Here is a 23,246-nt window from a genome sequence, read left to right on the forward strand (position 1 = left end):
TGCAGACAAATTAAGCCGTAGCTATAACTTTAGAATTCTGCCAACGCCCATTTACTCTGCTAATGAATTTTGCTGGTATTGATTTACCGTTTCTTAGCTCATATACTACTTGCAAGACATTTGTACGTTTACTTGGTTGAAACATTACAATACCAGACGTATAAAAACTTCTTAAAGCATTAGCACCAATTAAAGCTTGAAAAGGACTTTTTGCGAGTGTAGCTGTGGATACTTTTCTGGTATGACGTGTAATAATGATTCCAGCCATAGGATTAATTACAGAACGTAGTTTTTCTACTCTGCTTTGCAGGCCAGAAAACATATTTTCATAGTCAAGAGAATCCAAAACGATAAGATCTATCGTTTTAAATTTTTCTCCTATTATATCTTTTATTCTCTCTATACCTTCATCATTTAAAGTTAATCTCATCTTTGTAGTAACAATCAAGTTTTCCTCTGCTAGATTTGGCAGCCTTTGATTAGTTATGATTTGTTGTATGCGTTCCCTGATATAATTGTACTCCATCTCATTTTGCAGATAGATTATTTTTAGTGGCCTTGCTGACTTCATCTTAAGAAACGACACTCCTGCTGCAAGATGTGCAAGCAAAGAGAGAAGAAAATAACTTTTGCCAACCTTTGGCGTACCACCAATGACTAAAAGACCACCTGGAGTGAGAATTCGTGGAGCTATTATATCTTCTGGTATTGGTGATTGATCACTTAAGTACTGCTTTACAGAAAATATTTTTTCTTCTCTTTTCCGCCCTTTTTTTTCTCCACTCTTTGATTTTTTATTGAGCCACTTTCTAGCAGAATATATATCACCCTTAATTAAAATCCAAAGATCAATAATATCACCACCAGTTCCTTCAGTAAAATTACGCCAATCACCAGCTTCCTTACCTACTATTTTAACTGTAATTGTATTTCCATTTAAGTCTCCAATATAAGTTTTTTCTCGGTAAAACTCACCATTTGGAAGTAGGTAAGAAACACACTCCTTGATATTATCAATCAATAACATCTTTAACTCTTTTTGCTTTTTAGACATAAAATTCCCATACATATTTTTCATACGTGTAAAGTTGAGATTAGCTAGCTCACAAACAGTTTCAAAAGATTTTGAATTCAGCCAATTAATTGCTTCTTCTCTTAGCTTTGGGTTTTTTCCTACTGCGTCCTGAATACCTCTAGTAACGACAGCAGACCAAAGCTTTTCCTCGTCGTACTTCAAAATGGTACTCTGTCAATTTCATAATTTTTGCGGTATTCTGGAGTAACTACCGAGGCAATTTTGTTCTTCTCTCCATATTCATCAGTTATAACACCTACCTTTACTGTAAACTCTAAGCCATTTAATTCTGCAACTGAATTTAACTTACGAGCAAGGATTGCATTTTCTGAGTTATCATGTGGATGAATGTCACGTGCCGATTCCAAGATACTGCGAAGCATAGAGCGACCCATTTCTCCCCAAGTATCTTCTGCTTTACTACTTTTAATACCAATTATTTGATAAATTTTGTGCTTTGCGTATGGGCCTTCAATAACGGTAAATTCTGTATTTAAATAAATGCTACCGGTAGTGGGGCTTTTAGTAAACCAATGCTCATAACCTCCAGGCTTGATTGTCATTTTTACCTTTACTATTGTACCTTTTGGTATCAATCTACTTTGCGGTTTTACAGTGTTAAAATCAGTTAATAGGTTTTGTAACATATATCACTCTCCATGTTTAAATTTTAAAACTTGCTTTTAATCTTTGTAAGCAGCTTGCCTAAATGCGGTTCTTCAACCATACTCAGGCGTCCACTGCGGTCTTTAGCTGGGTATCCCCAAGGGTTTAAAGTGTGGCAAACAAAAGAGCGTTTCTCCGTTCCATCATCTCTCTTGATTCCAACCATACTGATTACTTCATCAACTATTCCAGGAATCTCACTAGCAGTTTTAGTCCCTTCGCATTGAGGTAGCCAAATTGGACGATTGAAATCATCGAGATATTGACCTAAAGTGCCAACTATGATGATGTCTTTGTCTCTGATGTGTTGAAATTGATTGAGCCAAGCCATCATTTCCTGAGCAAGTAATCCATATGCAGCTCTCATGTCCTGTTTTCCCGATCTCTCAGAAAAAGCCTCAGGTTGCATTTTTGCCCATAATAGACATAAACGTGAAGCAACGGTTATACTATCTACAAAGATGCATCGGTATTTAGAAAACTCAGGGAAAAGATCTTTGTACTTACCAGATACATGTTCATGGTGTCTTTGGCTATATGCTTGATCATACTTCAGCGCAGGATTAGGCCCCCCTATAAGACAAGCAATATCTCTAGCTTCATTCCAAGTGCGAAGACTAATTGAATCTCCTTGCCAATCTTGAACAGCAAGAAGCCCTGCTTCAAAATCAAGGCAAAGTGTTGGTTCATCTACGGTCTTTAGGAGACTTGTTTTACCAATACCATAAGGACCAAAGATGACCATTTTTACAGTTGATATTGTTTGCAATCTTTCATTATTATTCAAAATTTTAAGAACCATTATTTATCCATGCTACGATGTATATATATACAAGAAAGGCAAAAATTTTGTTCAATTTTTCTTTTTGCCTTCGTAGTAAATAGGAGAAAGTTTGGCACGTATCTTCTTGATAATATTGTTTAAAGTGGTTCTTGAAACGTTGTTCATTTTGGCAACTTCATGTAAGTTGAAAAATTTAAGTTGCTCACATATATTTTGCCATTCCTTTGGTAAAACCGAGATCATATAGTCTACATCAATGCGTTTTGTTATTTCACCCTCAAGTAGCTCTGTTACATCGATACTAATATAGTTATTGATATCGCGTTTTGCACATCGCTGTTTCTTTAGCAAGTTAATAGCTTTATTTTCAGTTAGTCTTGCTACAAAAGTGTTAAAGCTACTTTTATCTTCATCATACTGATCAAGACATGGCCAAATTTCACAGAAGAGTTCTTGCTCAAGGTCTTCGAGATTCTCATCAATAAAGCACTTAGCAAGTTTTAGTCTATAAGCTTGATATTTTACATTTTTAATAACTATATGGTAGTTTTGTAATTTCATAACTTTCCTTAAAAACAAATTGATGCTTTTAAGGATGGGAGTTATTAATGCCCTTATGTAGGACAGGAGCAAAAATAAATAATACTGATGCGATTTTTAATCTATTGATATTCTGTTATTTTTTTTTGAGAATAATACCGGTGCAATTTAAAATAATACAATTCAGGTTTTTGGAACCTATTTTGAATGGATTTCAAAGAATGGGTAGCTCAGGCTTCCTAAAGTTATATTAAAAATATATAAGAATTTCATATTTTGAAATTCAATATCACCTAAAGAGCTAAAAATGTGGATTTCGCTATTAAAAGAATAGCTTAAATTTTTAAGAGGAAAAGTATGCTCTCTATAACCTTAAGTTCCATTCCTAATTACTGGCTTCCTAAATCAGGAATTAGGAATCAGGAATCTAGAACTAGCCTGTATGGCGGGTTTTCACCATGCGTTCCTAAAACCGTTCCTAGGAACGGCATATCTGAAGTCCGCCAATATGGAGGATTCTAGCTTCCTGAAACCCTTATATATAATATATATATATAATACATATATAAAAATATACACATATATAAAAACATATAAAATATAAGAGTAGAATAATAAAAACCTCTAAAAGTAGAGAAACCCGTTTGAAAGGTCTTCAAATTCAAGAATTATAAAAAAAAATTCCTAAAAATTTGAAGATTTTTTGGACGAAAATTTTTCAAATCTTGTATATATATGTACACAACAATTGAAAGGCTTGGTAAACAAACTGGCTGTAAAAGAGTTTTTATGTTAGTTGTTAAATTTCGAAAATTAAAGATTTTTTGGACGTAATTTTTTCAAATCTTGTATATATATGTACTCGGCAATTGAAAGGAAATGCTCACCCTAGATCTTGGCAAACAAACCGGCTGGACTATTTTAAATGATGGAATAGTGCAAAGTGGAAGTAAGAGTTTTCATGTTAGCAGGTTTAGTGGTGGTGGAATGCAGTTTTTAAATTTTCGTAATTGGCTTAATGCACTTAAGTATAAATTTCCAGGCATTGAAGTTGTATACTTTGAAGAAGTGAGAAGACACTTGGGAACTGATGCTGCACATATCTATGGAGGGTTTTTAGCACACCTTTCTGCTTGGTGTGAAGAAAGTAATATTCCCTATCAAGGTGTTTCGGTTAAGACTATTAAACGTTTTATAACTGGCAAGGGCAATGCAAGTAAAGCTGATGTAATTGAAGCAGTGCAGGAAAAGGGTTTTTGTCCAACAGATGATAATGAAGCAGATTCTTTAGCATTAATGTTCTATGTTATGAATTTTAGTAAAGATTTTAATACGTTGGAAATATCATAAAAAGTGGGTCCTTTTGGCCAAGCTGGAGGGTTTGGTGGTCCTGACCTCGGGCCTTCTTTAGCGTCAGAAATATTTCAAATGTTGACTACTTGTGCAGTTATAGCTGAGCAGTGCCAAAAAAGGAGAAAAAAAGGTGAAAATTAAGCAAGCAGAATGGGCAAGGGAAAAAGGGTTTTCGAGGCAATATGTCTGTTCTTTAGTAAAAAAAGGAATAGTTGAGCTGGAAGATGGACTTATTGACCGAGAACAAGCAAATGAAGCGGTAGCAGCAATAAGAGATCCAAGTCAACCACTGAGGAGAAAAGAGCGCGGAGAAACACTTTCAACGATATTGCTAAAAACGCGAATAAAAAATGAAACCGAGCGTGGTAAACTTTTGGAAGCTAAAGTGAAAGCTGAAGTAGGCAAATTTGTGTCAATTGAAGAGGTAAAAACTGAAGCATTTAACGTCGCTAGAGTTGTTCGTAATAATTTGCTTAATATTCCAAATAGAGTTTCAGCGCTGCTTGCATCACTGAGTGACACTGAAAAGATTCATATGGCGCTAACTGAAGAGATTACAAACTCATTACAAGAATTATCTAATACTAAATTTCAAATATAAAAAAGATTTTGAATATAAAATGGCTGATAACCTAAGTTTGGAGTTAATAAAGTGCCTCATCAATCAACCTGGATTAGATGTTAATGTCAGAGGGTTAAACGGAAAAACCCCACTACATTGCGCTATAGAATTTGACGAATTAAGCATGGTGGACTTGTTACTCACGAAGAAGAACATTAATCCTTTTGTAGAAGATAATGACGGTAAAACATCTCTTGATTACGCCAAAGAAGGGAAAAAAGCAGAAATATTACAAGCGCTAATTAATAACAAATACGGATCAGAACAAGATAGCTTACTTCATTTAGCTGCAATGATAGGTGAAGTTAATGCAGTTAGATATTTGATAGGAAAAGGTATTGACGTTAATGTACGAAATGCTTTGCATCATACTCCATTACATCTAGCAGCAGGCATAGGACATGAAAATATTGTCAAAATTTTAGTGGAAGAAGGAAATGCTGAAATAGATGTCTTTGATGCACGAAATCAGACACCAATGCACTATGCAGTTAATAACAAAAAGTTGGAAATAGTAAAGTTACTGCTAAAGCTTGGAGCAGATGTAAATAGCGCACGCATGGGACAAAACTCGATGAAATTATCACCTGTTCATATAGCTGTAAGTAATACTAATTACGATGAAAGAGACTTATGTCTTGATATCCTCAAATGCTTAATAAAGGAGCCTAATGCTCAAGTAAATTTGCAGGACTACGAAAATAAAACACCACTACATTATGCTGAAAGACTGAAAACAATAGAAGTTTTACTAACTCGAGAGGATATAGATCCTTTAATCAGGGATGATAATGGTAAGACACCATTTGATTACGCTAAACCTGAGATAAAGAAGGCTTTGATGAGTAATAAATACGGTTCTGAAAAGAATAGTCTACTCCATTTAGCTGCACAAAGAGGAGAAATTGAGCTTGTAGATGCAATTTTAAGAGAAGAAATCGATATTGATATTGTAAATAATAAAGGTTTATCACCGGTTTACCTTGCTGCGGAAAAAGGGCATTTACATGTAGTAAAATTACTACTGAAAAAAGGAGCAAACTATACACCTGTTTTGCACTTAGCAATCAAGTCAAATAATTTAGAGTTACTTAAAGTTTTATTTACTGAAAAAAATGGAGCGTTACTCTGCAGAGATACCGTTGTTAATTTTCCAACCCTTCATAATAAATATATAGCACAGAGAGAAATAGCAGATAAAAGGACGAAAAAACATAATAATATTATCTGCATCTATACTACAGTCAGCGCAATAGCAGTAGCAGTATATATAGGGTTGATAACAACAACAATAAGCAGTGCAATCATTTTTGCAACAGTAACAGGAGTATTTGCGCTTGTTATAGCACTAATGATAAGTGAGATGAGCAAAAGATATATAGAAAACGAATTTCAGAAAAAGATGTTTATGGAATTGGATGAGTGTAGTTCTATTGTTAATGATGTCGAGATAGAACCAGTTATGAGTAGATGCAGACAATGATATACGCTACATCTTTTTCTGAAGGTTTAAAACCAGATCCAGAGCTTAAAGTATCAGAGTGGGCAAATGAGTATCGAGTTTTAGCACCAACTGCAGCATCAGAGCCAGGTAAATGGAGAACGGAAAGAACTCCTTATTTAAAAGAAATCATGGATTCACTTTCTCCGTCTTCACCTGCTGAAAAAGTAGTATTCATGAAAGGAGCGCAGATTGGAGGAACAGAAGCTGGCAACAATTGGATAGGCTATATCATCGATCAAACCCCTGGTCCAATGCTGGTAGTACAGCCAACAGTTGAAATGGGAAAGCGTTGGTCAAAAGGAAGATTTGCGCCACTGATTGAAAGTACACCATGTTTAAAAAGTAAAGTAAAAGACCCAAGATCAAGAGATTCAGGCAATACTGTACAAAGTAAGGAATTTCCAGGTGGAATAGTAGTAATAACCGGGGCAAATAGCAGTGTAGCACTGAGATCTATGCCAGTAAAGTATCTCTTTCTTGATGAAATAGATGCCTATCCAGGAGATTCAGGAGGAGAAGGAGATCCAGTACTGCTTAGTATTGCTCGAACTAATACATTTGCAAGGCGAAAGATTTTTTTAGTATCGACACCAACGATTCATGGAATAAGCAGAATTGAGAAGGAATTTGAAGCAACAGATAAGCAGTACTTTTTTGTACCATGTCCGTATTGTAATTACTATCAAGTTCTAAAATGGTCACAAATAAAATGGGAAGATAAAAATCCAAGTACAGCACACTATATATGTATAGAATGTGGTGAAAAGATAGAAAATCATCAAAAGACAGAGATGCTAGAACGTGGAGAATGGAGAGCTACAAATCCAATGAAAGGTGAGAAAAAAGGATTTCATCTTTCAAGTCTTTATAGCCCAGTTGGGTGGTATAGTTGGCAACAAGCAGTAGAGGATTTTCTGCATGCAAAGGAAAGTGAACAATTACTGAAAGTTTGGATAAATACTACGCTTGGAGAAACTTGGGTAGATAAAGGAGAAGTACCTGATTGGAAGCAATTATTTAACAGGAGAGAATTTTTTCAGATTGGCACAGTACCAAGGAGAGAAGTGGTACTTACTGCAGGAGTAGATGTCCAAAAAGATCGTCTAGAGGTGGAAGTTGTAGCATGGGGAAAAAGTCGTGAAAGTTGGTCAATAGACTACCGAGTATTTGAAGGAGATACAGGAGGTGGAGAAGTATGGGGAAAGCTTTCGGAGCTCCTCAATCATCATTTTATCGGTGAAAATGGGCTTGAATATATGATAAGTATGATGGCGGTTGATGCAGGGTATGCAACGCAGGAAGTTTACAACTGGGTGAGAAGTCATCAAGGGTCTGGAAGAGTGATGGCAGTTAAAGGTGTAAATAAAGCCCTAGTACCACTTAGCAGCCCAAGTAGAGTAGATATAACAGTTGGTGGTCAAAAGCTGAAAAGAGGAATAAAGCTATGGCCAGTAGGAGTATCGATATTAAAGTCAGAGCTTTTTCAGCTACTTAATATTTTAAAAGAAGAAGAGAAAGTGCCAGCAGGATATTGTCATTTTCCGGAGTATGCACCTGAATATTTTAAGCAGCTAACAGCAGAGCAATTAGTCAGCAAAGTGGTAAAAGGATACACCAAACAAGAGTGGCAAAAGGTAAGAGAAAGAAATGAAGTATTAGACTGTAGGATTTATGCAAGAGCTGCATCTATTGCGCTTGGAATCGATCGTTGGCCAGAGAGTAAATGGAATAGTTTAAGTGAAAAACCAGAAAACAAAAAATCAAAGAAGATAGTCAAAAGCAAATGGATCAGCACCGGAACAGACAAAATCTGTTAAACCAGAAAGAAACGTCCTAATGCACATTGCAGTAATTTTTGGATATAATTTTATGAAGAAGTGCTTCTGCAGTTATAATCGAGTTCGCAATGGTGCAATAAATGCCCGTGGATCAGTATGATTTTGGAAGGGACGGTCAAACCATTGATGGAGCTTCTTAGCTACCTCGTTTAGCATCGAACAAAATGAATCTGTCAAACCAGGAAGAAACTCATCAATTTAAGTTTCTAGTAGTTTTAAGTATAGTTGTGAAGGAAGCGCCTCATGCAGTTATAACCGGAATCTTCACTGGTGCCATAAGTGCCCGTCGTTTAGCATGGTTTTGGAGGAACGGTCAAATCATTGATGGAGTCCTTAGACTACCTCGGTTAGGAGATTGTATTATATCAACCGTCCCAAGCTGAAGTGTTTCCCTGCTATAAATTATATGAAGGAGTTACCATGAAAAAAACAAAAAGTAAATTAGAAATAATGAACCCTAACGCAGCAGGAATAGATGTTGGTTCAGCTATACATTATGTGTGTGTGCCAGAAGGAAGTGATGAACAGCATATACAAAAATTTAGCTGTTTTACAGAGGATCTTCATAACATAGCAAAATGGCTAAAAAAGTGTGAAGTTACTACAGTAGCCATGGAGTCAACCGGAGTGTACTGGATTCCTTTGTTTCAAGTACTTGAATCATATGGACTTGAAGTAAAACTTGCAAATGCAAGACATGTAAAAAATGTACCTGGAAGAAAGTCATACCAATTCCCACTATGCAAAGAACAGATAGACAATAATGGGAAAGAAGTGATAATAAAGTAGATAAAATAGAGAGGTATAAATGGCATTAAGGTCAAAACTATTAGACGAAAAAGTTGTAAATTTGGCGAAAGAAATGTTAAAAAAGGTCAGAAATAACGCATATGTTTCAAAAAAGTTACAAGCGGTGATAGCAGGAAAAGAAAGTAGTATAAGCGCTGTGGCAAGAATATGTAAAATTTCAAGGACTGCTTTGACTGAATGGATAAAGCATCTAAAATTTGGTAGAGTAGAAAGATTATTTGCCCCGTCTCAGCGGCGAAGAAAAAGCAAATTAAAGAAAAATCAACGTGAGCAAATTGAAATATGGGTAGAAAGAAATCCAAATATTACTATTAAGGAAGTGCAGATAAAAATCTCAGAGGAATTTGGCCTAAACATTAGCAAATCAACAGTGCACCGTGAGATACAAAGGATGAAATTTTCTTATATAACACCGAGGCCAATGCACCATAAACAAGATAAAAACAAGCAAGAAGAGTTTAAAAAATACTTCAATAAAATAGTCAATTCCCACCCTGAAAAAGAGATGTTTTTTTGATGAATCACGATTTGGAACTCATTCAAAAATCGGACACGGATGGTTTAAAAAAGGGGTCAGAACGCAGGTTAAAATGAAAATTGGTAGACAAAATTTCTATATCTACAGTGCGGTAAATCCAAGAAGTGGTAAGAAAATCAGCCTACTTGCTCCATATGTAAACACTGATTGTATGAATATATTTCTGGAGCAGATGTCGAAAGATTTAGGCACGAAAAAAGCCTTTCTTGTAATGGATTGTGCAAGTTGGCATAGATCAAAAAGTTTGAAATTTCAGGAAAACATTACCATTATATACTTGCCTCCTTATTCACCGGAACTGAATCCTGTTGAGAGGTTGTGGCAATATATCAAATACAATACTTTACGTAACAGAGTCTACGATACCATAGGCTTACTTGCAGATGTTCTGTGTAATTTTATTGTCAGTATTTCCAGCACTACTATTAAACGAGTTTGTAATGTTTCTTATTTGTTCGATTAGTAATGGAATTTGGTATCAGATGTCCAGGACTGCCAATGGCTTCAACAACTACACAGTTATGGGTTAATCGAAGGATCATTTAGGCCAGATAATCAAATGTGTGTATTGCGTAGTTATGTGCGGCAACGTAAAAACTTAATTGAAAATGCTGCTACACATATTAATCGTATGCAAAAGGTGTTGGTACAAATGAATATTCATTTACATAAAGTAATAAGCGATATCACTGGCGTCACAGGAATGCAAATTATTAAAGCAATAGTAGAAGGTGAAAAGAATCCCGAGAAGCTAGCTGAATTCAGAAGTGTGAATATGAAGAACGATAAAGCTACTATAGCAAAAGCATTAACAGGCGATTATAGAGAAGAACATTTATTTGTACTGAAACAAGAATATACAGCATATACTTTTTTTCAAGAGCAAATAACTGAATGTGATAAAAGCATAGAAAATTACTATAAAACATTTGAAACAAAGTCCGATGAGAGTAAAGAGTTAGGTAAGGAAAAAAACAAGTCTAGAAAAGGCAGACCAAACTTCACCTTGCGTGAGAAATTGTATAGGATAACCGGAATAGATTTTACTAAAATTCCTGGATTTGATATACTAACTGTACAAACTATTATTTCAGAAGTTGGCATTAACCATAATAAGTGGCAATCAGAAAAGCACTTTACTTCATGGTTAGGACTTAGCCCTGCTAACAAGATCACAGGAGAAAAAGTATTTGGGACAAAAACTCGTAAAGTCATTAATCGCGCTACAAATGCCCTGCGAATGGCTGCTTATGCTGTGGGAAATAGCAAAAGTGCATTAGGTGCATATTGTAGGAGATTAAAAAGACGGCTAGGAGCAATAAAAGCAATTACTGCCACAGCAAGAAAATTAGCATGTATTTTTTACCAAATGTTGAAATATGGACAAGAGTATGTGGAAAAAGGAATGAGTTATTATGAAACACGCTACAAAGAGAAAATTGTGAAAAATTTGATCAAAAAAGCGCAGGAGTTTGGCTACACACTAGTTCAACAAGAAGAGTTGATTAATGGAGTTTCTTAGGAGAAGATTGTGTAATATAACCGCCCCAAGCTAAAGCACTTCTTCATTGTAAGGTATATATAAGGGATTTTATATGGCAAAAGCAAAAAGTAAATTAGAAGTAGTGAATCCTAATGCAGCAGGGATTGATATTGGTTCATCTGTACATTATGCATGCGTACCAGAAGGGAGAGATAAACAACGCGTTCAAAAATTTGGGTGCTTTACAGTAGATCTTCATAACCTAGCAAAGTGGTTGAAAAAGTGTGAAGTTAGAACGATAGCCATGGAATCAACAGGAGTATATTGGATTTCTTTGTTTCAAATACTTGAATCATATGGATTCGAAGTTAAACTGGTAAATGCACGACATGTAAAAAATGTACCTGGAAGAAAATCAGACGTTCAAGATTGCCAGTGGTTACAGCAATTACATAGCTATGGGTTACTTCAAGGATCATTTAGGCCTGATAACCAAATTTGTGTACTACGTGGTTATAATAGACAACATGACAACCTGATAAAAAGTGCAGCTGTACACACTCAACGTATGCAAAAAGCATTAATTCAAATGAACATTCAATTACACAAGGTTATTAGTGATATTACAGGTGTAACTGGTATGCGAATCATTAAAGCAATAATTGCGGGTGAAAGAAACTCTAATAGATTGGCTGAATTGAGTGATAGACGAATAAAAAATGACAGATCAACCATAGCAAAAGCACTAACAGGTGACTATAGAGAAGAGCATTTGTTTACATTAAAGCAAGAATACGAAGCATATACTTTTTTTCAAGAGCAAATAAAAGAATGTGATAAAAGTATGGAAAACTATTATAAAACACTTGAAACAAGATCAAATGAAAATAAGCAATGCAGTAAAGTAAAGAGGTCTGCAGGAAACAAACCAAACTTTGCTGCACACGAAGAATTGTATCGAATAACTGGCATGGATTTCACCAAAGTTCCAGGGCTTAATACATCAAATATACAGACCATCCTCTCAGAAGTTGGTCTTAATGCTAATAAATGGCCATCAGAAAAACATTTTACTTCTTGGTTGGGATTATGTCCATTTAATAGGATTACAGGAGAAAGAGTGATTAGAAGTGGAACTCGTAAAGTAATTAACCGTGCTGCAAATGCTTTTCGACTTGCTGGTTATTCTATGTTGCACAGTAAAAGTGCATTAGGTGCGTACTGTAGAAGATTGAAAAATCGATTGGGAGCACCAAAAGCAATAACTGCTACAGCAAGAAAATTAGCATGTATTTTTTATCAAATGCTGAAATGTGGACAAGAATATGTAGAAAAAGGAATGGATTATTATGAAAAGTTATATAAGGAAAGAGTAGTAAAGAATCTGGGTAAAAAAGCCAATGAATTTGGTTATATCCTGATAAAAAAAGATGAGCTGATAGGGGAAGTTTCTTAGAAGCGAGTAGTAAATGTATAACGAAGATTATCTAATTCAAGTTGAACAAGCAATAAAGAAGCTTCAGAGTGGCGAAAGAGTAGTATCAATTGCTTATGGTGACCATGTTGTGCGGTACGGGGAAGTTCAAATAAAGGATTTATTGGAGCTCAGGCAACGAATAAAAGCGGGGTTAAAAGTTGCAGGCATGAAGCCAAAGAGGAAAATTGTTTTTGCAACAAATAAAGGAGTGATATGAGATGGTAGAAAGCAAGAGGATTAAAGTGAGCTCAGATATGATTATAAATGCAGTAATAGATTTATCGCACTGGAATGAAAACATAAATTTTAAATTAGCAAGAGAAGATGGAATATTGGGAGTTATTCATAAAGCAACCCAGGGGCTAAAATACATAGATCCAACTTATACAGAAAGAAGGAAAGCCGCTGAAGAGGAAGGACTTTTATGGGGTTCATATCATTTTGGTGTAGGAGAAGATGGAAGAGATCAGGCAAATCACTTTTTGAATATAGTGGGTGAAACTAAAAATACAATTGTTGTGCTTGATATTGAAGAGAACGAAAGTGGAAAAAATATAGAACCAAGACAAGCAGAAGATTTTGTTAAAAAAGTTCAAGAAGAAACAGGGCGTTCACCTTTAGTGTATGGAAGTGCTAATTTTTTGAAAGATTTTGGGAATGTTCAAAAAAGTGTGTCAAACCGAAAAAAAAGTAATAAATTGATATAAAAAATGGAGGTTTGATATGAGTCAAGCAAATAGAACTACTGGTTTGGTAGATTATAAAGAATTAGAAACAAATATCCTGTCATCTATACGAGAAGGAAGACCATTGACAGGAAGAGATGGAGCATTAACACCGTTTATAAAAAGGCTGCTAGAGGCAAGTCTGGAAGGTGAAATAGAAAGCCACATGTCAGCTAAAAGTGAAGAAAATAACCGAAGAAATGGAAGGAATGCAAAAACTTTACGTACAAGTTCAGGCTCATTTGAACTATTAACACCAAGAGACAGAGAAGGAAGCTTTGAACCGCAAATAGTCAAAAAAAGGCAAACAAGCCTACATCCAGAACTTGAAGCAAAGGTCTTAAGTACATACGCCAGTGGCATGGGATACAGAGACATAGCTTCACACGTTGAGGAAATATATGACCATAAAATATCAGCAGCAGAGATATCCAATATTACTGATAAACTGCTACCAATAATCAATGAATGGCGCAGCCGTCCATTGCAATCAGTGTATCCAATAGTGTTCATGGATGGCATGTTTTTTAAGGTCAAGGAGGACGGACATTGCGTAAGTAAATGCATGTATAATATATTGGGTATAAATCAAAATGGCAGAAAAGAAGTATTAGGTTTTTATCTGGCTGAAAGTGAGGGAGCTAACTTCTGGTTGGGAGTTTTAAATGACCTCAAAGAAAGAGGAGTAGAAGATATTCTGATTGCATGTGTAGATGGGCTAAAAAGCTTTCCTGCAGCCATCAACAGTGTATTTCCCAGTGCAGAAGTGCAGCTATGTATAGTACACCAAATAAGAAATTCTCTGAAATATGTATCCAGTAAAGATGTAAAAGTTTTCATGAATGATCTGAAAAAAATATATCGTGCTTCAAGTAAAGAAATTGCTGAGAATTATCTGCTTGAGCTGGAAGAAAAATGGGGAGAAAAGTATCCTTTAGTTATAAAATCCTGGCAGAACAATTGGGAAAACTTATCCAGTTATTTTAAGTATTCTGGGCCAGTTAGGAAGCTGATTTACACCACTAATCCAATTGAGGGGTTGCATAGACAAATCAGGAAATTTACTAAAACTAAGGGTTCATTTACTAGTACAAATGCCTTGTACAAACAGGTATATTGTGCTATAAAAAAGGTAGAGCAAAGGTGGATTATGGCTCTCCCTAATTGGGCTTTAACTATGTCTCAACTTGATATTTTCTTTCCAGATAGATTGAAAATTGAGTTGAACTAAAAATGCGGCTTGACACACTTTTTTGAACGTTCCCAAGATTTTGCCACACCAATTTTGACTAAATGTCCATTATGGATAGCAAGATATGGAGATCAACCTGTTTTACCGCAAGGCTGGAATAAGTGGATTTTATGGCAATACACCGACGGTAAAAATGGTCCAGAGCCACATGAAGTAAGTGGAATCGGAAAATGTGACAGAAATAAATTTAACGGCACATTAAAAGAATTAAGAGAATTTTGGTTAGTATGATGCTGAAAAATTTCAAACAACTATTTAGCAAGCCAAAAATCAAAAGTTCAGCATGGGATGCAGCAGGGTCAGGAAGAAGATTTTTTCACTTTCAACCAGAGTTAGGAAGTATAAACAATTTGCTGTCTCAAAACCTTGAAACTTTACGTAGTAGATCACGTGATATGGTGAGAAAAAATCCATATGCAGCAAATATTATTGATACAATAGTAAGTAACTCTATTGGAACAGGAATAAAGCCGCAATCAAAAGCAAAATTTCGAAAGAAAGTACAAGAATTATGGCTAAAATGGACAGACGAAGCAGATAGCTGTGGAATAAGTGATTTTTATGGATTACAAGCTCTAGTATGCAGAAGTATGATAGAGGGAGGAGAATGTTTTGTACGTCTGCGGATCCGAAAACCTGAAGATGGTCTATGTGTACCTCTGCAATTACAAGTACTTGAGTCTGAACATTTAGATAATAAAACAAATCAAACTTTAGCAAATGGTAATGTAATAAGAAACGGGATTGAGTTCAATAGACTTGGGCAAAGAGAGGCATATTACTTATTTAGAGAACACCCTGGTGAAAGTACGTTTGGAGAATCAGTGAGAGTACCAGCAAATGATGTTTTACATATTTATAGACCATTAAGACCTGGGCAAATTAGGGGAGAGCCATGGCTTTCTAATATACTGCTAAAGCTTTATGAGCTTGATCAATATGATGATGCAGAGCTGGTGAGAAAGAAAACTGCAGCAATGTTTGCTGGATTTATTACAAGACTCGATCCAGAAGCAAATATCATGGGAGAAGGTGAAGCAAGTGAGCAAGGAGTAGCATTATCTGGCCTAGAACCTGGAACAATGCAGCTTTTAGACCCAGGAGAAGACATAAAATTTTCAGAGCCGTCAGATGTTGGAGGAAGTTATGAAGCATTCATGAGACAGCAACTGAGGGCAATAGCAATAGGTACAGGAATAACATATGAGCAGCTAACAGGAGATTTAACAGGTGTTAATTATTCATCAATCAGAGCTGGATTAATAGAGTTTCGTCGTCGATGCGCTATGCTGCAACATAACATTATGGTATTCCAATTTTGCAGACCAGTATGGAGTAGATGGCTAGAGTTAGCAGTACTTTGTGGAGAACTCTGTATAGATGAAAAAGTAGTAAAAGCAGCGAAAGAAGAAGTAAAATGGATACCACAGGGATTTGATTGGGTGGATCCACTGAAAGACCAGCAAGCACAACAAATGGCAGTAAGAAATGGATTTAAGAGTCGATCGGAAGTAGTATCAGAAATGGGTTACGATGTTGAAGAAATAGATCAAGAAATAGCAGAAGATCAAAAGCGTGCTGATTCTCTCAACCTTTTCTTTGATTCTGATGTCAGGACACAAACAAAATAAATCTCGTTTACTTTATGGAAATTTTACAAACCAACTGGCTATGTAGGCCGATGATGATAGAGCAAAAAAGCTTTGACCTGTTGTCACTATATAACGGAAAACAACCTATCTTGAAAAATATAAAACATGCAGTAAATCAGAATATAGAAAAAACAGCAGTAATAGCAATACATGGAATTTTGACCAAAAAACCAGGAGCTTTTGACGTCTTTCTGGGAATGACATCATATGAGCAAATAGAAGAACAAATTACACAAGCATTAGCAGATAGTAGCATAGAGACAATTATACTGGAAATAGACAGCCCCGGAGGAGAGGTAAACGGTATATTTGACCTGGCTGATTTTATTTATGAATCAAGAGCAAAAAAGAGAATTGTGGCATTAGCAAATGATGATGCATACTCTGCTGCGTACGCTATAGCCTCTAGCGCTGAAAAGATTTTTCTCACCCGCACTTCAGGAGTTGGGAGTATAGGAGTAATAGCAAGTCATATAGATCAAAGTGGGTTTGATGAAAAACAGGGAATAAAATACACCACAATCTTTGCTGGCAGTCGAAAGAATGATTTAAATCCGCATGAGCCAATGACGTCTGAAAGTCTGGAAAGCTTACAAAAAGAAGTAGACCGACTATATGAAATGTTTTTGCAGCTAATAGCAAGGAACAGAGGTCTTTCAATTGAAAAGATTCGATCAACAGAAGCAGGTCTATATTTTGGCGAGAAAGCAGTAGAAATAGGCCTTGCAGACGGAATGACAATTCTTTCATCTATTAATAAAAACAGGAGTATTACTATGAATGAACGAACTACAACTGACCTAGAAACTGATAATTTAACTAAGTATCGTAATGAAGTTCTTGAATTAATACGTTTATGTAATATATCAAAGATGCCAGAGAAAATAGGAGAATTTATTGAGCAGAGTGTAAGTGTTGAGCAAGCAAGGGAAGTTTTAATGGAATTACTTGCAGAAAGAACAAAGAAGACAGAGATAATAAGTACAATACCACAGAATTCAGGAGAAGAGTTGATGATGCAGGTAGCGAAAAGTCGTAGGCATTTAAAATATATAACAAAAGGAGAAAAGCAAAATGAGTAGTATAACAGAACAAAATAACCTTGGTGATCTTCTAAAATATGAAGCATCAAATTTATATTCACGAGATCAAATAACTGTTGCCAAAGGACAGAATCTCAAGCTTGGTGCAGTAGTTGCTAAAAAGACTGAAGATGGTTTTATTAGGGTCTTAAATCTAACAGCAACCGATGGCACACAAACGGCAATAGGAGTAATTTCAAGTGATGTAAACGCAAAGGAAAATGCTAAAGGAGTAATTATTGCTCGCGGTGCAATGCTAGCAGATCATGCAGTTGTATGGCCAGCAAATATCACTGAAGAGCAGAAAAATGCAGCAATAAAGCAACTTGAAACACGAGGGATCATTATCCGTAAAGCAGTCTAAAGCTATATTAAACAATAAAAAACACAAAGGGGGAAAAGAAAAAATGCAAAATCCATTTACAAATACAGCATTTAGTATGACGGCACTAACTAATGCGATGAATATATTGCCGATAAATTATGGACGGGTTGAAAATTTAAATTTATTTCCAAGTAGGTCAGTAAGATTTAGACATATTACCATAGAAGAGCAAAATGGAGTATTAAGTTTACTACCAACGCAAGTACCCGGAGCACCAGCAACAGTAGGAAAAAGAGGAAAAAGAAAGGTAAGAACATTTACGATTCCACATATTCCGCATGATGATGTAGTGTTACCAGAAGAAGTACAGGGAATAAGAGCATTTGGATCAGAAAGTGAACTTAAAGCGCTGGCAGATGTAATAACTGACCATTTGCAGCTAATGAGAAATAAACATGCAATAACGTTGGAGCATTTGCGTATGGGAGCGCTGAAAGGAATAATTCTGGACGCAGATGGCAGTGAATTGTTAAATCTGTACAACGAATTTGAAATAACACCAAAAGTAGTAAATTTTGCCCTTGGAACAGCAACAACTGATGTAAAGCGTAAGTGTCTGGAAGTACTCCGGCACATAGAAGATAACTTAAGTGGTGAATATATGACAGGAATTCATGCTTTAGTAAGCCCTGAGTTTTTTGATGCACTTACTTCTCATGCTAAAGTGAAAGAAGCATATGAGAGATGGCAAGAAGGAGCAGCGCTAAGAAATGATATGAGGTCAGGATTTACGTTCTGTGGAATAACGTTTGAGGAATATAGAGGACAAGCAACTGATCCTGAAGGAACCGTGAGAAGATTTATAGAAAGGGATACGGGGCACTGTTTTCCAGTAGGAACAGCAAGCACATTTACAACATATTTTGCACCAGCAGATTTTAATGAAACAGTGAATACTCTTGGACAGCCACTCTATGCAAAACAAGAGCCAAGAAGATTTGATAGAGGGACTGATTTGCATACGCAGTCAAACCCTCTGCCAATGTGCCACCGTCCAGCAATACTAGTCAAGATCGTTGCAACATAGGTAGAGCAAATATAAAGCGGTGTGAGGCAGAAGAATGCTTTACCTCTTCTTAGCATATAAATGTTAGTATATAGCGGAGAAATGTGCAAGAGAATATTAAGAGATTATTTAAAGATTGTTTTGCTCATTTAGGAAAAGTAGCTTTGTATGAATCAAAGGATAAGTCATATATGGTACAAGTACTAAAGCAACAGCCAGATAAATTATACGAGATTGGTGAAGGACAATTTGTGGGAGAGATGCTTTTTCTTGAGGTAAGCGTTTTTGATGTACTCAGGCCAATGGTGGGAGATATTTTTGTTATTGATGGTTGTAAATATAAAGTATATTCTCCGCCACTGCGAGGTAATTCAGGAATAGTTTGGAATATAAACTGTACAGTACTTGGAGAGAAAGATGTTTAAAATTGAAGTTAATGAAAACATTGAGAGAATTACTCACGACATTGATGCTAACAAAGCTAAAGTAGAGTTGGCAGCGGTAAGAGCGCTAAACAAAACGGCACTATGGTTAAAATCTCAGGCTGTCCGAGAAATCAGTGAAGAAAAGCAAATTAGGCTGAAAGTAATTAGAAAAAGACTAAGAATCATCAAGTCAAGAAAAAGCACTTTGAAAGTTTTAATTAGAGCATATCTGTATGATATAAATATAAAACAAGCAAAAATAAGAACAGCATTTAATGATGAATTTATGGCAACAATGCCAAGAGGCTATCGTGGTATTTTTAAACGTGTAGGAAGAACAGCACTACCGATACAGGAGGTTAAACTACCACTTGAACCTGAGGCTTCAAGGATAATAGAAAATCTTGTTAATTATGAAGTTGAAAGGATATTTGAAAAATATTTTACACATGAGTTATTTTATGACGGCATTTTGGACTAATTTACATGAGGCAATTTGTAATACGCTAAAGGCAGAGATACCAGCGATACAGACATGTGAAGTATATCCAGCAATAAGGAAAGAGTTAGCGGCTCCAGCGGTATTTGTAGAATTGTCAAGTCTAGAGCAAGGAAAAGATCCAGGAACAGAGGAGCTGGCGCTGAGAGCAAAATTTGAAGCACGAATTGTGATTGATAGCACAATAGAAAATGCACCTATTATTGTCAGAGCATTGGCGGCAGAAGTAGCAAGAGTGGTAAATAAAAACACTTGGAAAGTGGAGAAAATTTCACCAGGAGAATTTATCTCAGGAGGAGGAGATGATTTTAGGCCAGAGCTCGATGCATATTTAGTGTGGATGGTAGACTGGGCGCACGAATTGCATGTAGGGCGATCGATTTGGGAAGTGAGTAAAATAAAACCTCATTTAATCGATGTGAATGTTGGAAAGTAATTTTGCAATTTCAGAATTGCGGAGGAAATTGGCCAACATTGTCCGTATAGGCATTGTCAAAAAAATAGATTATGAAAAAGCTAAAGTAAAAGTTAAAATAGGTGAACTTGTAACAGATTTTCTTCCATGGATAACAAATAGAGCTGAAAATTGGTCACCACCAAATATTGATGAACAGGTAATAGTATTATCACCATTGGGAGAATTGTCTTTGGGGGTGGTGTTACTGGCAATATATCAGGAAAAATACCCTCCTCCAGAGAATAAAAAGGAAGTAAATAGTATAAAATTTCAAGACGGAACAAAGTTTACATATGATAAAGGGAAACATCATTTAGAGATTGAAGTAGTAGACAAAATAACACTGAAGGTTGGGGAATCAAGCATAGAGATAACAAAGAACGAAATAAAACTAAAAGCAAAAAGAATAAATCTAAATTAGGGAAAGTAATGAATAAATCAGTTATACGCCTAGGAGATCACTGTGAAGAAGCATTGCCGCATTTTTGTATAAGTGGAAGCAGAGATGTATTTATAAACGGAAGACCTGTCTGTAGGCAAGGAGATAATTTTAGTGAAGGAAAAGTAATGACACAAGGGTCGAAAGCAGTGTTTGTAAATGGCAAAGCCATTGCTCGTACTGGTGACCTAATTTCCTGTGGAGCAATAGCAGAGCAAGGAAGCAATGATGTCTTTGCAGGGTAAGTGATATGCGTGGTATGAATTCTGAAACTGGTAAAACAATAAGTGGTATAGAGCATTTAAAACAATCAATAGTTGATATTTTAACTACACCAATTGGTACTCGTGTTATGCGCCGAGATTACGGATCAAGATTATTTGAGCTGATTGATCATCCAATTGTACCTGGTTTTGCACAAGAACTTTATGCAGCAGTTGCAGAAGCATTAGAAAAGTGGGAGCGTCGATTTAAGCTTAAACGTGTACAAATAACAGAAATAAAAGAAGGTAAAGTAACTCTCATTTTAGAAGGAATCTATCTGCCAAATGGAAAGCCGATCCGCCTTGATGGTATTATAGTATAAGGTAGTAGGATGAAAACACCAAATATTGTCGAAACATTAAAATTTGAGGAAATCTTCTCGCGAATGAAAGAAGAGTTAGTGCGTCGGAATGCAAGTTTTTCTGCACTAACTGAGAGTGATCCAGCAATAAAAATCCTGGAAGTGGCAGCCTGGCGTGAACTTTTGCTTAGGCAAAGGATTAATGATGCAGCACAGGCAAATTTACTTGCTTTTGCAAGAGGTAATGACCTTGATCACTTGGCTGAATTTTATGGTGTGCTGAGAAAGGAGTCAGAGAATGATGAATCCTTAAGAAAGCGGGTAAAAGCCAAAATTGTTGGTTGGTCAACAGCAGGAAGCAAAGAACATTATCGCTATCATGCATTATCTGCTGACACAAGAGTAAAAGATGCGCAAGTGGTATCACCTATACCAGGAAGTGTACAGATTTCAATACTTTCCACAGAAAATGATGGAGTACCTTCAGAAGAATTGCTAGAGATCGTCAGAAATCACGTTATTCGCGATGATATTCGTGTATTAACAGATACGCTTACAGTTATTGGCTGTGGTATTATTCCCATTACTATTCATGCTAAAGTGCATATTTACCCTACTGCATCCAAAGATGTTATCGAAGCTGCAAAGGAACAATTTATCAAAGATCTTGAATCTGCTAAAGGTTTAGGGTGGAATGTTACCAGATCATGGATTATTGCCCACCTCTTTATAGAAGGTATGCAGAATATAGAGCTTACAGAGCCGATAGAAGACATCGTCGTGCAAGATAATGAATGCGTTACTTTAAATAATTTAAGTGTTAGGTAAAAATTGGTGATACTTCCTCCAAATGCTTCAAAGCAAGAGCAAATACTTACAGACATAATTAATTATTCTTTTGATGCAAATTCTCTACGGGGATTTAAATTTAACCCACAGACTGAAATGTTGCCGTGGCTAGTAGCGGAATACGGCTTGGGAGAAATTTTATCCTGGGGTAAGAAAGCTACTAAGAGTGCATTAAAAGAATGGGTCTCAGCTAAGCAAAACGGAATAAGATTTCAACGTTTGCGCGGTACACCACAGTCACTGAAGATGGCGCTGAAGTGGGCAAACATTGATAATATTACCATTCAAGAAGAACCACCAGGAGAGCATTTTGCTGAATTTCAAATTGGCATCTCTGATGTTCCTAATGACTTTTTTGTCGATAGTGTAATTGCTCTGGCAAAACTTTCTGCACCGGCAAGATCTCGATTAATGCGAATATTCAATGACTATTATAATGCTCAGCGATTTATGTTAGATGAAAGTATTTTTGGAGATCTTCTTTCAGACTACTCAGGTGTAAAAATAGCAAAAGAAGGACCAGTGTTATCGTTTGGAAGAAAAAACTCATTTGAGCTGAAAATAGGAAATCCAAGATTTAAATTTGGCACTTTTAGATCACATTATGATAGAAGCTACAGTAATGATTTATATAGGTTAGATGTTGCAATATTAGGAGAAACAGAGCCTCACACGAAGAATTACAACGGTACATATGAAAGAAATCATGAGTGGTACAACTTAGAAGCACTATATCCTCTACCACAGAGTTTATTGCCAGAAATTAAATTTGCTAAAGCATTAATAGTATTGTCAGATAGTTGGAATTTGGGAGATATCAATGCTTGTTTTGCACCAACTGCTTATAAAGAAATAGAGCATACATTTTACTTAAGTGAAGATAAACTCTCTGAGCAGATTTGGAATTTTCGACGTACACCAATTTTAGAGCGGTTTAGTATAACTTATTACTACGAAGCAAAGAGTTTTACTGATCAAAGAATAATAGAGTCTAATTTAAGGGAATATCATATTGATTGTCAAAATGACTCAGATTTAAAACAGAAAGATCCTATTCATGAGCTAGAAAATTACGTAGCAGTATTTTACCCAGGTATGGTCACTTGGCATGAACATCGCCACTTAAATAGCCCTTGGAAAAATTTTGAGCCCATTATTACAAAAAAATTGGACGTTTTTTCTACGAATCTTGTATATATATAATATCAATCACGCAATCA

At 35.9% G+C, this 23,246-nt stretch carries 25 protein-coding genes and 3 pseudogenes; 24 read left to right on the forward strand and 4 right to left on the reverse strand.

Annotated elements, in window-relative coordinates; all coding sequences use genetic code 11:
* Nucleotides 1-10: 10 nt before the first annotated feature.
* The 4 genes from OPR35_RS01235 to OPR35_RS01250 are packed head-to-tail and all read right to left on the reverse strand — an operon-like array spanning nt 11 to nt 3,086.
* Nucleotides 11-1,237, reverse strand: coding sequence for an AAA family ATPase (locus OPR35_RS01235; protein WP_262986663.1), 1,227 nt, complete (start codon nt 1,235-1,237; stop codon nt 11-13).
* Nucleotides 1,234-1,722, reverse strand: a complete 489-nt coding sequence (locus tag OPR35_RS01240) for a hypothetical protein (RefSeq protein WP_015587751.1) — start codon at nt 1,720-1,722, stop codon at nt 1,234-1,236. The genes OPR35_RS01235 and OPR35_RS01240 overlap by 4 nt, the downstream gene beginning before the upstream one ends.
* Before the next feature lie 23 nt (nt 1,723-1,745).
* Nucleotides 1,746-2,543 (reverse strand): ATP-binding protein, encoded by a 798-nt coding sequence (locus OPR35_RS01245; RefSeq protein WP_077188248.1) that lies wholly within the window; start codon nt 2,541-2,543, stop codon nt 1,746-1,748.
* Between the two features lie 51 nt (nt 2,544-2,594).
* Complete coding sequence (locus tag OPR35_RS01250) at nt 2,595-3,086, reverse strand: sigma-70 family RNA polymerase sigma factor (protein WP_264378043.1); 492 nt, start codon at nt 3,084-3,086, stop codon at nt 2,595-2,597.
* 858 nt (nt 3,087-3,944) lie between these two features.
* Between OPR35_RS01250 and OPR35_RS01255 the strand changes: the two genes are divergently transcribed.
* The 24 genes and pseudogenes from OPR35_RS01255 to OPR35_RS01370 all read left to right on the forward strand — a co-directional run bounded on the left by OPR35_RS01255 (nt 3,945) and on the right by OPR35_RS01370 (nt 23,229).
* A complete protein-coding gene (locus OPR35_RS01255; RefSeq protein WP_265024903.1) occupies nt 3,945-4,415 on the forward strand; it encodes a RuvC family protein in 471 nt (156 codons plus the stop codon).
* Nucleotides 4,416-4,548: 133 nt separating this feature from the next.
* A complete protein-coding gene (locus OPR35_RS01260) occupies nt 4,549-5,019 on the forward strand; it encodes a hypothetical protein (RefSeq protein WP_265024904.1) in 471 nt (156 codons plus the stop codon).
* Nucleotides 5,020-5,038: 19 nt separating this feature from the next.
* Nucleotides 5,039-6,523: an ankyrin repeat domain-containing protein gene (locus OPR35_RS01265; RefSeq protein ID WP_265024905.1), complete on the forward strand. Its 1,485-nt coding sequence runs from the start codon at nt 5,039-5,041 to the stop codon at nt 6,521-6,523.
* The gene (locus OPR35_RS01270; protein ID WP_265025022.1) at nt 6,520-8,361 is read left to right on the forward strand and encodes a phage terminase large subunit family protein; all 1,842 of its coding nucleotides are present in this window, start codon (nt 6,520-6,522) and stop codon (nt 8,359-8,361) included. The genes OPR35_RS01265 and OPR35_RS01270 overlap by 4 nt, the downstream gene beginning before the upstream one ends.
* A 441-nt stretch (nt 8,362-8,802) precedes the next feature.
* A pseudogene (locus OPR35_RS01275) lies at nt 8,803-9,108 on the forward strand (IS110 family transposase); the annotation flags it as partial.
* 82 nt (nt 9,109-9,190) lie between these two features.
* Nucleotides 9,191-10,193, forward strand: a protein-coding gene (locus tag OPR35_RS01280) for an IS630 family transposase (protein WP_265024814.1) whose coding sequence is annotated in 2 segments (ribosomal slippage) — nt 9,191-9,700 and nt 9,702-10,193 — 1,002 coding nt in all. Because the reading frame shifts where the segments join, the coding sequence is not laid out codon by codon here.
* A gap of 15 nt (nt 10,194-10,208) precedes the next feature.
* Nucleotides 10,209-11,252, forward strand: a pseudogene (locus OPR35_RS01285) (IS110 family RNA-guided transposase); the annotation flags it as partial.
* Nucleotides 11,253-11,325: 73 nt separating this feature from the next.
* Nucleotides 11,326-12,669 carry an IS110 family RNA-guided transposase gene (locus tag OPR35_RS01290; RefSeq protein ID WP_265024906.1) on the forward strand — a complete coding sequence of 448 codons (1,344 nt, stop codon included), beginning with the start codon at nt 11,326-11,328 and terminating at the stop codon, nt 12,667-12,669.
* A 13-nt stretch (nt 12,670-12,682) separates the two neighbouring features.
* The gene (locus OPR35_RS01295) at nt 12,683-12,907 is read left to right on the forward strand and encodes a gpW family head-tail joining protein (protein ID WP_265024907.1); all 225 of its coding nucleotides are present in this window, start codon (nt 12,683-12,685) and stop codon (nt 12,905-12,907) included.
* A 25-nt stretch (nt 12,908-12,932) separates the two neighbouring features.
* Entirely contained in the window at nt 12,933-13,397 is a 465-nt protein-coding gene (locus OPR35_RS01300) for a glycoside hydrolase family 25 protein (RefSeq protein ID WP_265024908.1), read from the forward strand.
* A gap of 16 nt (nt 13,398-13,413) precedes the next feature.
* Nucleotides 13,414-14,646: an IS256 family transposase gene (locus OPR35_RS01305; RefSeq protein ID WP_265024688.1), complete on the forward strand. Its 1,233-nt coding sequence runs from the start codon at nt 13,414-13,416 to the stop codon at nt 14,644-14,646.
* A 33-nt stretch (nt 14,647-14,679) separates the two neighbouring features.
* Nucleotides 14,680-14,898: pseudogene (locus OPR35_RS01310) on the forward strand (GH25 family lysozyme); the annotation flags it as partial.
* On the forward strand, nt 14,895-16,298 hold the full coding sequence (locus OPR35_RS01315; protein WP_265024910.1) for a phage portal protein: 1,404 nt from the start codon (nt 14,895-14,897) through the stop codon (nt 16,296-16,298). The pseudogene OPR35_RS01310 and the gene OPR35_RS01315, both read left to right, overlap by 4 nt.
* Before the next feature lie 14 nt (nt 16,299-16,312).
* Nucleotides 16,313-17,401: a S49 family peptidase gene (locus tag OPR35_RS01320; protein WP_265024911.1), complete on the forward strand. Its 1,089-nt coding sequence runs from the start codon at nt 16,313-16,315 to the stop codon at nt 17,399-17,401.
* Nucleotides 17,394-17,765 (forward strand): head decoration protein, encoded by a 372-nt coding sequence (locus tag OPR35_RS01325; RefSeq protein ID WP_164224825.1) that lies wholly within the window; start codon nt 17,394-17,396, stop codon nt 17,763-17,765. The genes OPR35_RS01320 and OPR35_RS01325 overlap by 8 nt, the downstream gene beginning before the upstream one ends.
* A gap of 43 nt (nt 17,766-17,808) precedes the next feature.
* Nucleotides 17,809-18,813, forward strand: a complete 1,005-nt coding sequence (locus tag OPR35_RS01330) for a major capsid protein (RefSeq protein WP_265024912.1) — start codon at nt 17,809-17,811, stop codon at nt 18,811-18,813.
* Nucleotides 18,814-18,896: 83 nt separating this feature from the next.
* Complete coding sequence (locus OPR35_RS01335; RefSeq protein ID WP_174516711.1) at nt 18,897-19,217, forward strand: head-tail joining protein; 321 nt, start codon at nt 18,897-18,899, stop codon at nt 19,215-19,217.
* Nucleotides 19,210-19,698, forward strand: a complete 489-nt coding sequence (locus tag OPR35_RS01340) for a phage tail protein (protein WP_164224822.1) — start codon at nt 19,210-19,212, stop codon at nt 19,696-19,698. The genes OPR35_RS01335 and OPR35_RS01340 overlap by 8 nt, the downstream gene beginning before the upstream one ends.
* Nucleotides 19,679-20,152, forward strand: a complete 474-nt coding sequence (locus OPR35_RS01345; RefSeq protein WP_265024913.1) for a hypothetical protein — start codon at nt 19,679-19,681, stop codon at nt 20,150-20,152. The genes OPR35_RS01340 and OPR35_RS01345 overlap by 20 nt, the downstream gene beginning before the upstream one ends.
* Nucleotides 20,139-20,594: a phage baseplate assembly protein V gene (locus OPR35_RS01350; RefSeq protein ID WP_265024914.1), complete on the forward strand. Its 456-nt coding sequence runs from the start codon at nt 20,139-20,141 to the stop codon at nt 20,592-20,594. The genes OPR35_RS01345 and OPR35_RS01350 overlap by 14 nt, the downstream gene beginning before the upstream one ends.
* Nucleotides 20,595-20,602: 8 nt before the next feature.
* Nucleotides 20,603-20,857: a PAAR domain-containing protein gene (locus OPR35_RS01355; protein WP_265024915.1), complete on the forward strand. Its 255-nt coding sequence runs from the start codon at nt 20,603-20,605 to the stop codon at nt 20,855-20,857.
* A 5-nt stretch (nt 20,858-20,862) separates the two neighbouring features.
* Nucleotides 20,863-21,198 carry a GPW/gp25 family protein gene (locus OPR35_RS01360; RefSeq protein WP_265024916.1) on the forward strand — a complete coding sequence of 112 codons (336 nt, stop codon included), beginning with the start codon at nt 20,863-20,865 and terminating at the stop codon, nt 21,196-21,198.
* 9 nt (nt 21,199-21,207) lie between these two features.
* A complete protein-coding gene (locus tag OPR35_RS01365; RefSeq protein WP_265024917.1) occupies nt 21,208-22,005 on the forward strand; it encodes a baseplate assembly protein in 798 nt (265 codons plus the stop codon).
* Between the two features lie 6 nt (nt 22,006-22,011).
* The gene (locus OPR35_RS01370) at nt 22,012-23,229 is read left to right on the forward strand and encodes a phage tail protein (protein WP_265025023.1); all 1,218 of its coding nucleotides are present in this window, start codon (nt 22,012-22,014) and stop codon (nt 23,227-23,229) included.
* The last annotated feature ends 17 nt before the right edge of the window (nt 23,230-23,246 follow it).

It is taken from the genome of Wolbachia endosymbiont (group B) of Protocalliphora azurea (assembly GCF_947251865.1).
GTDB lineage: Bacteria > Pseudomonadota > Alphaproteobacteria > Rickettsiales > Anaplasmataceae > Wolbachia.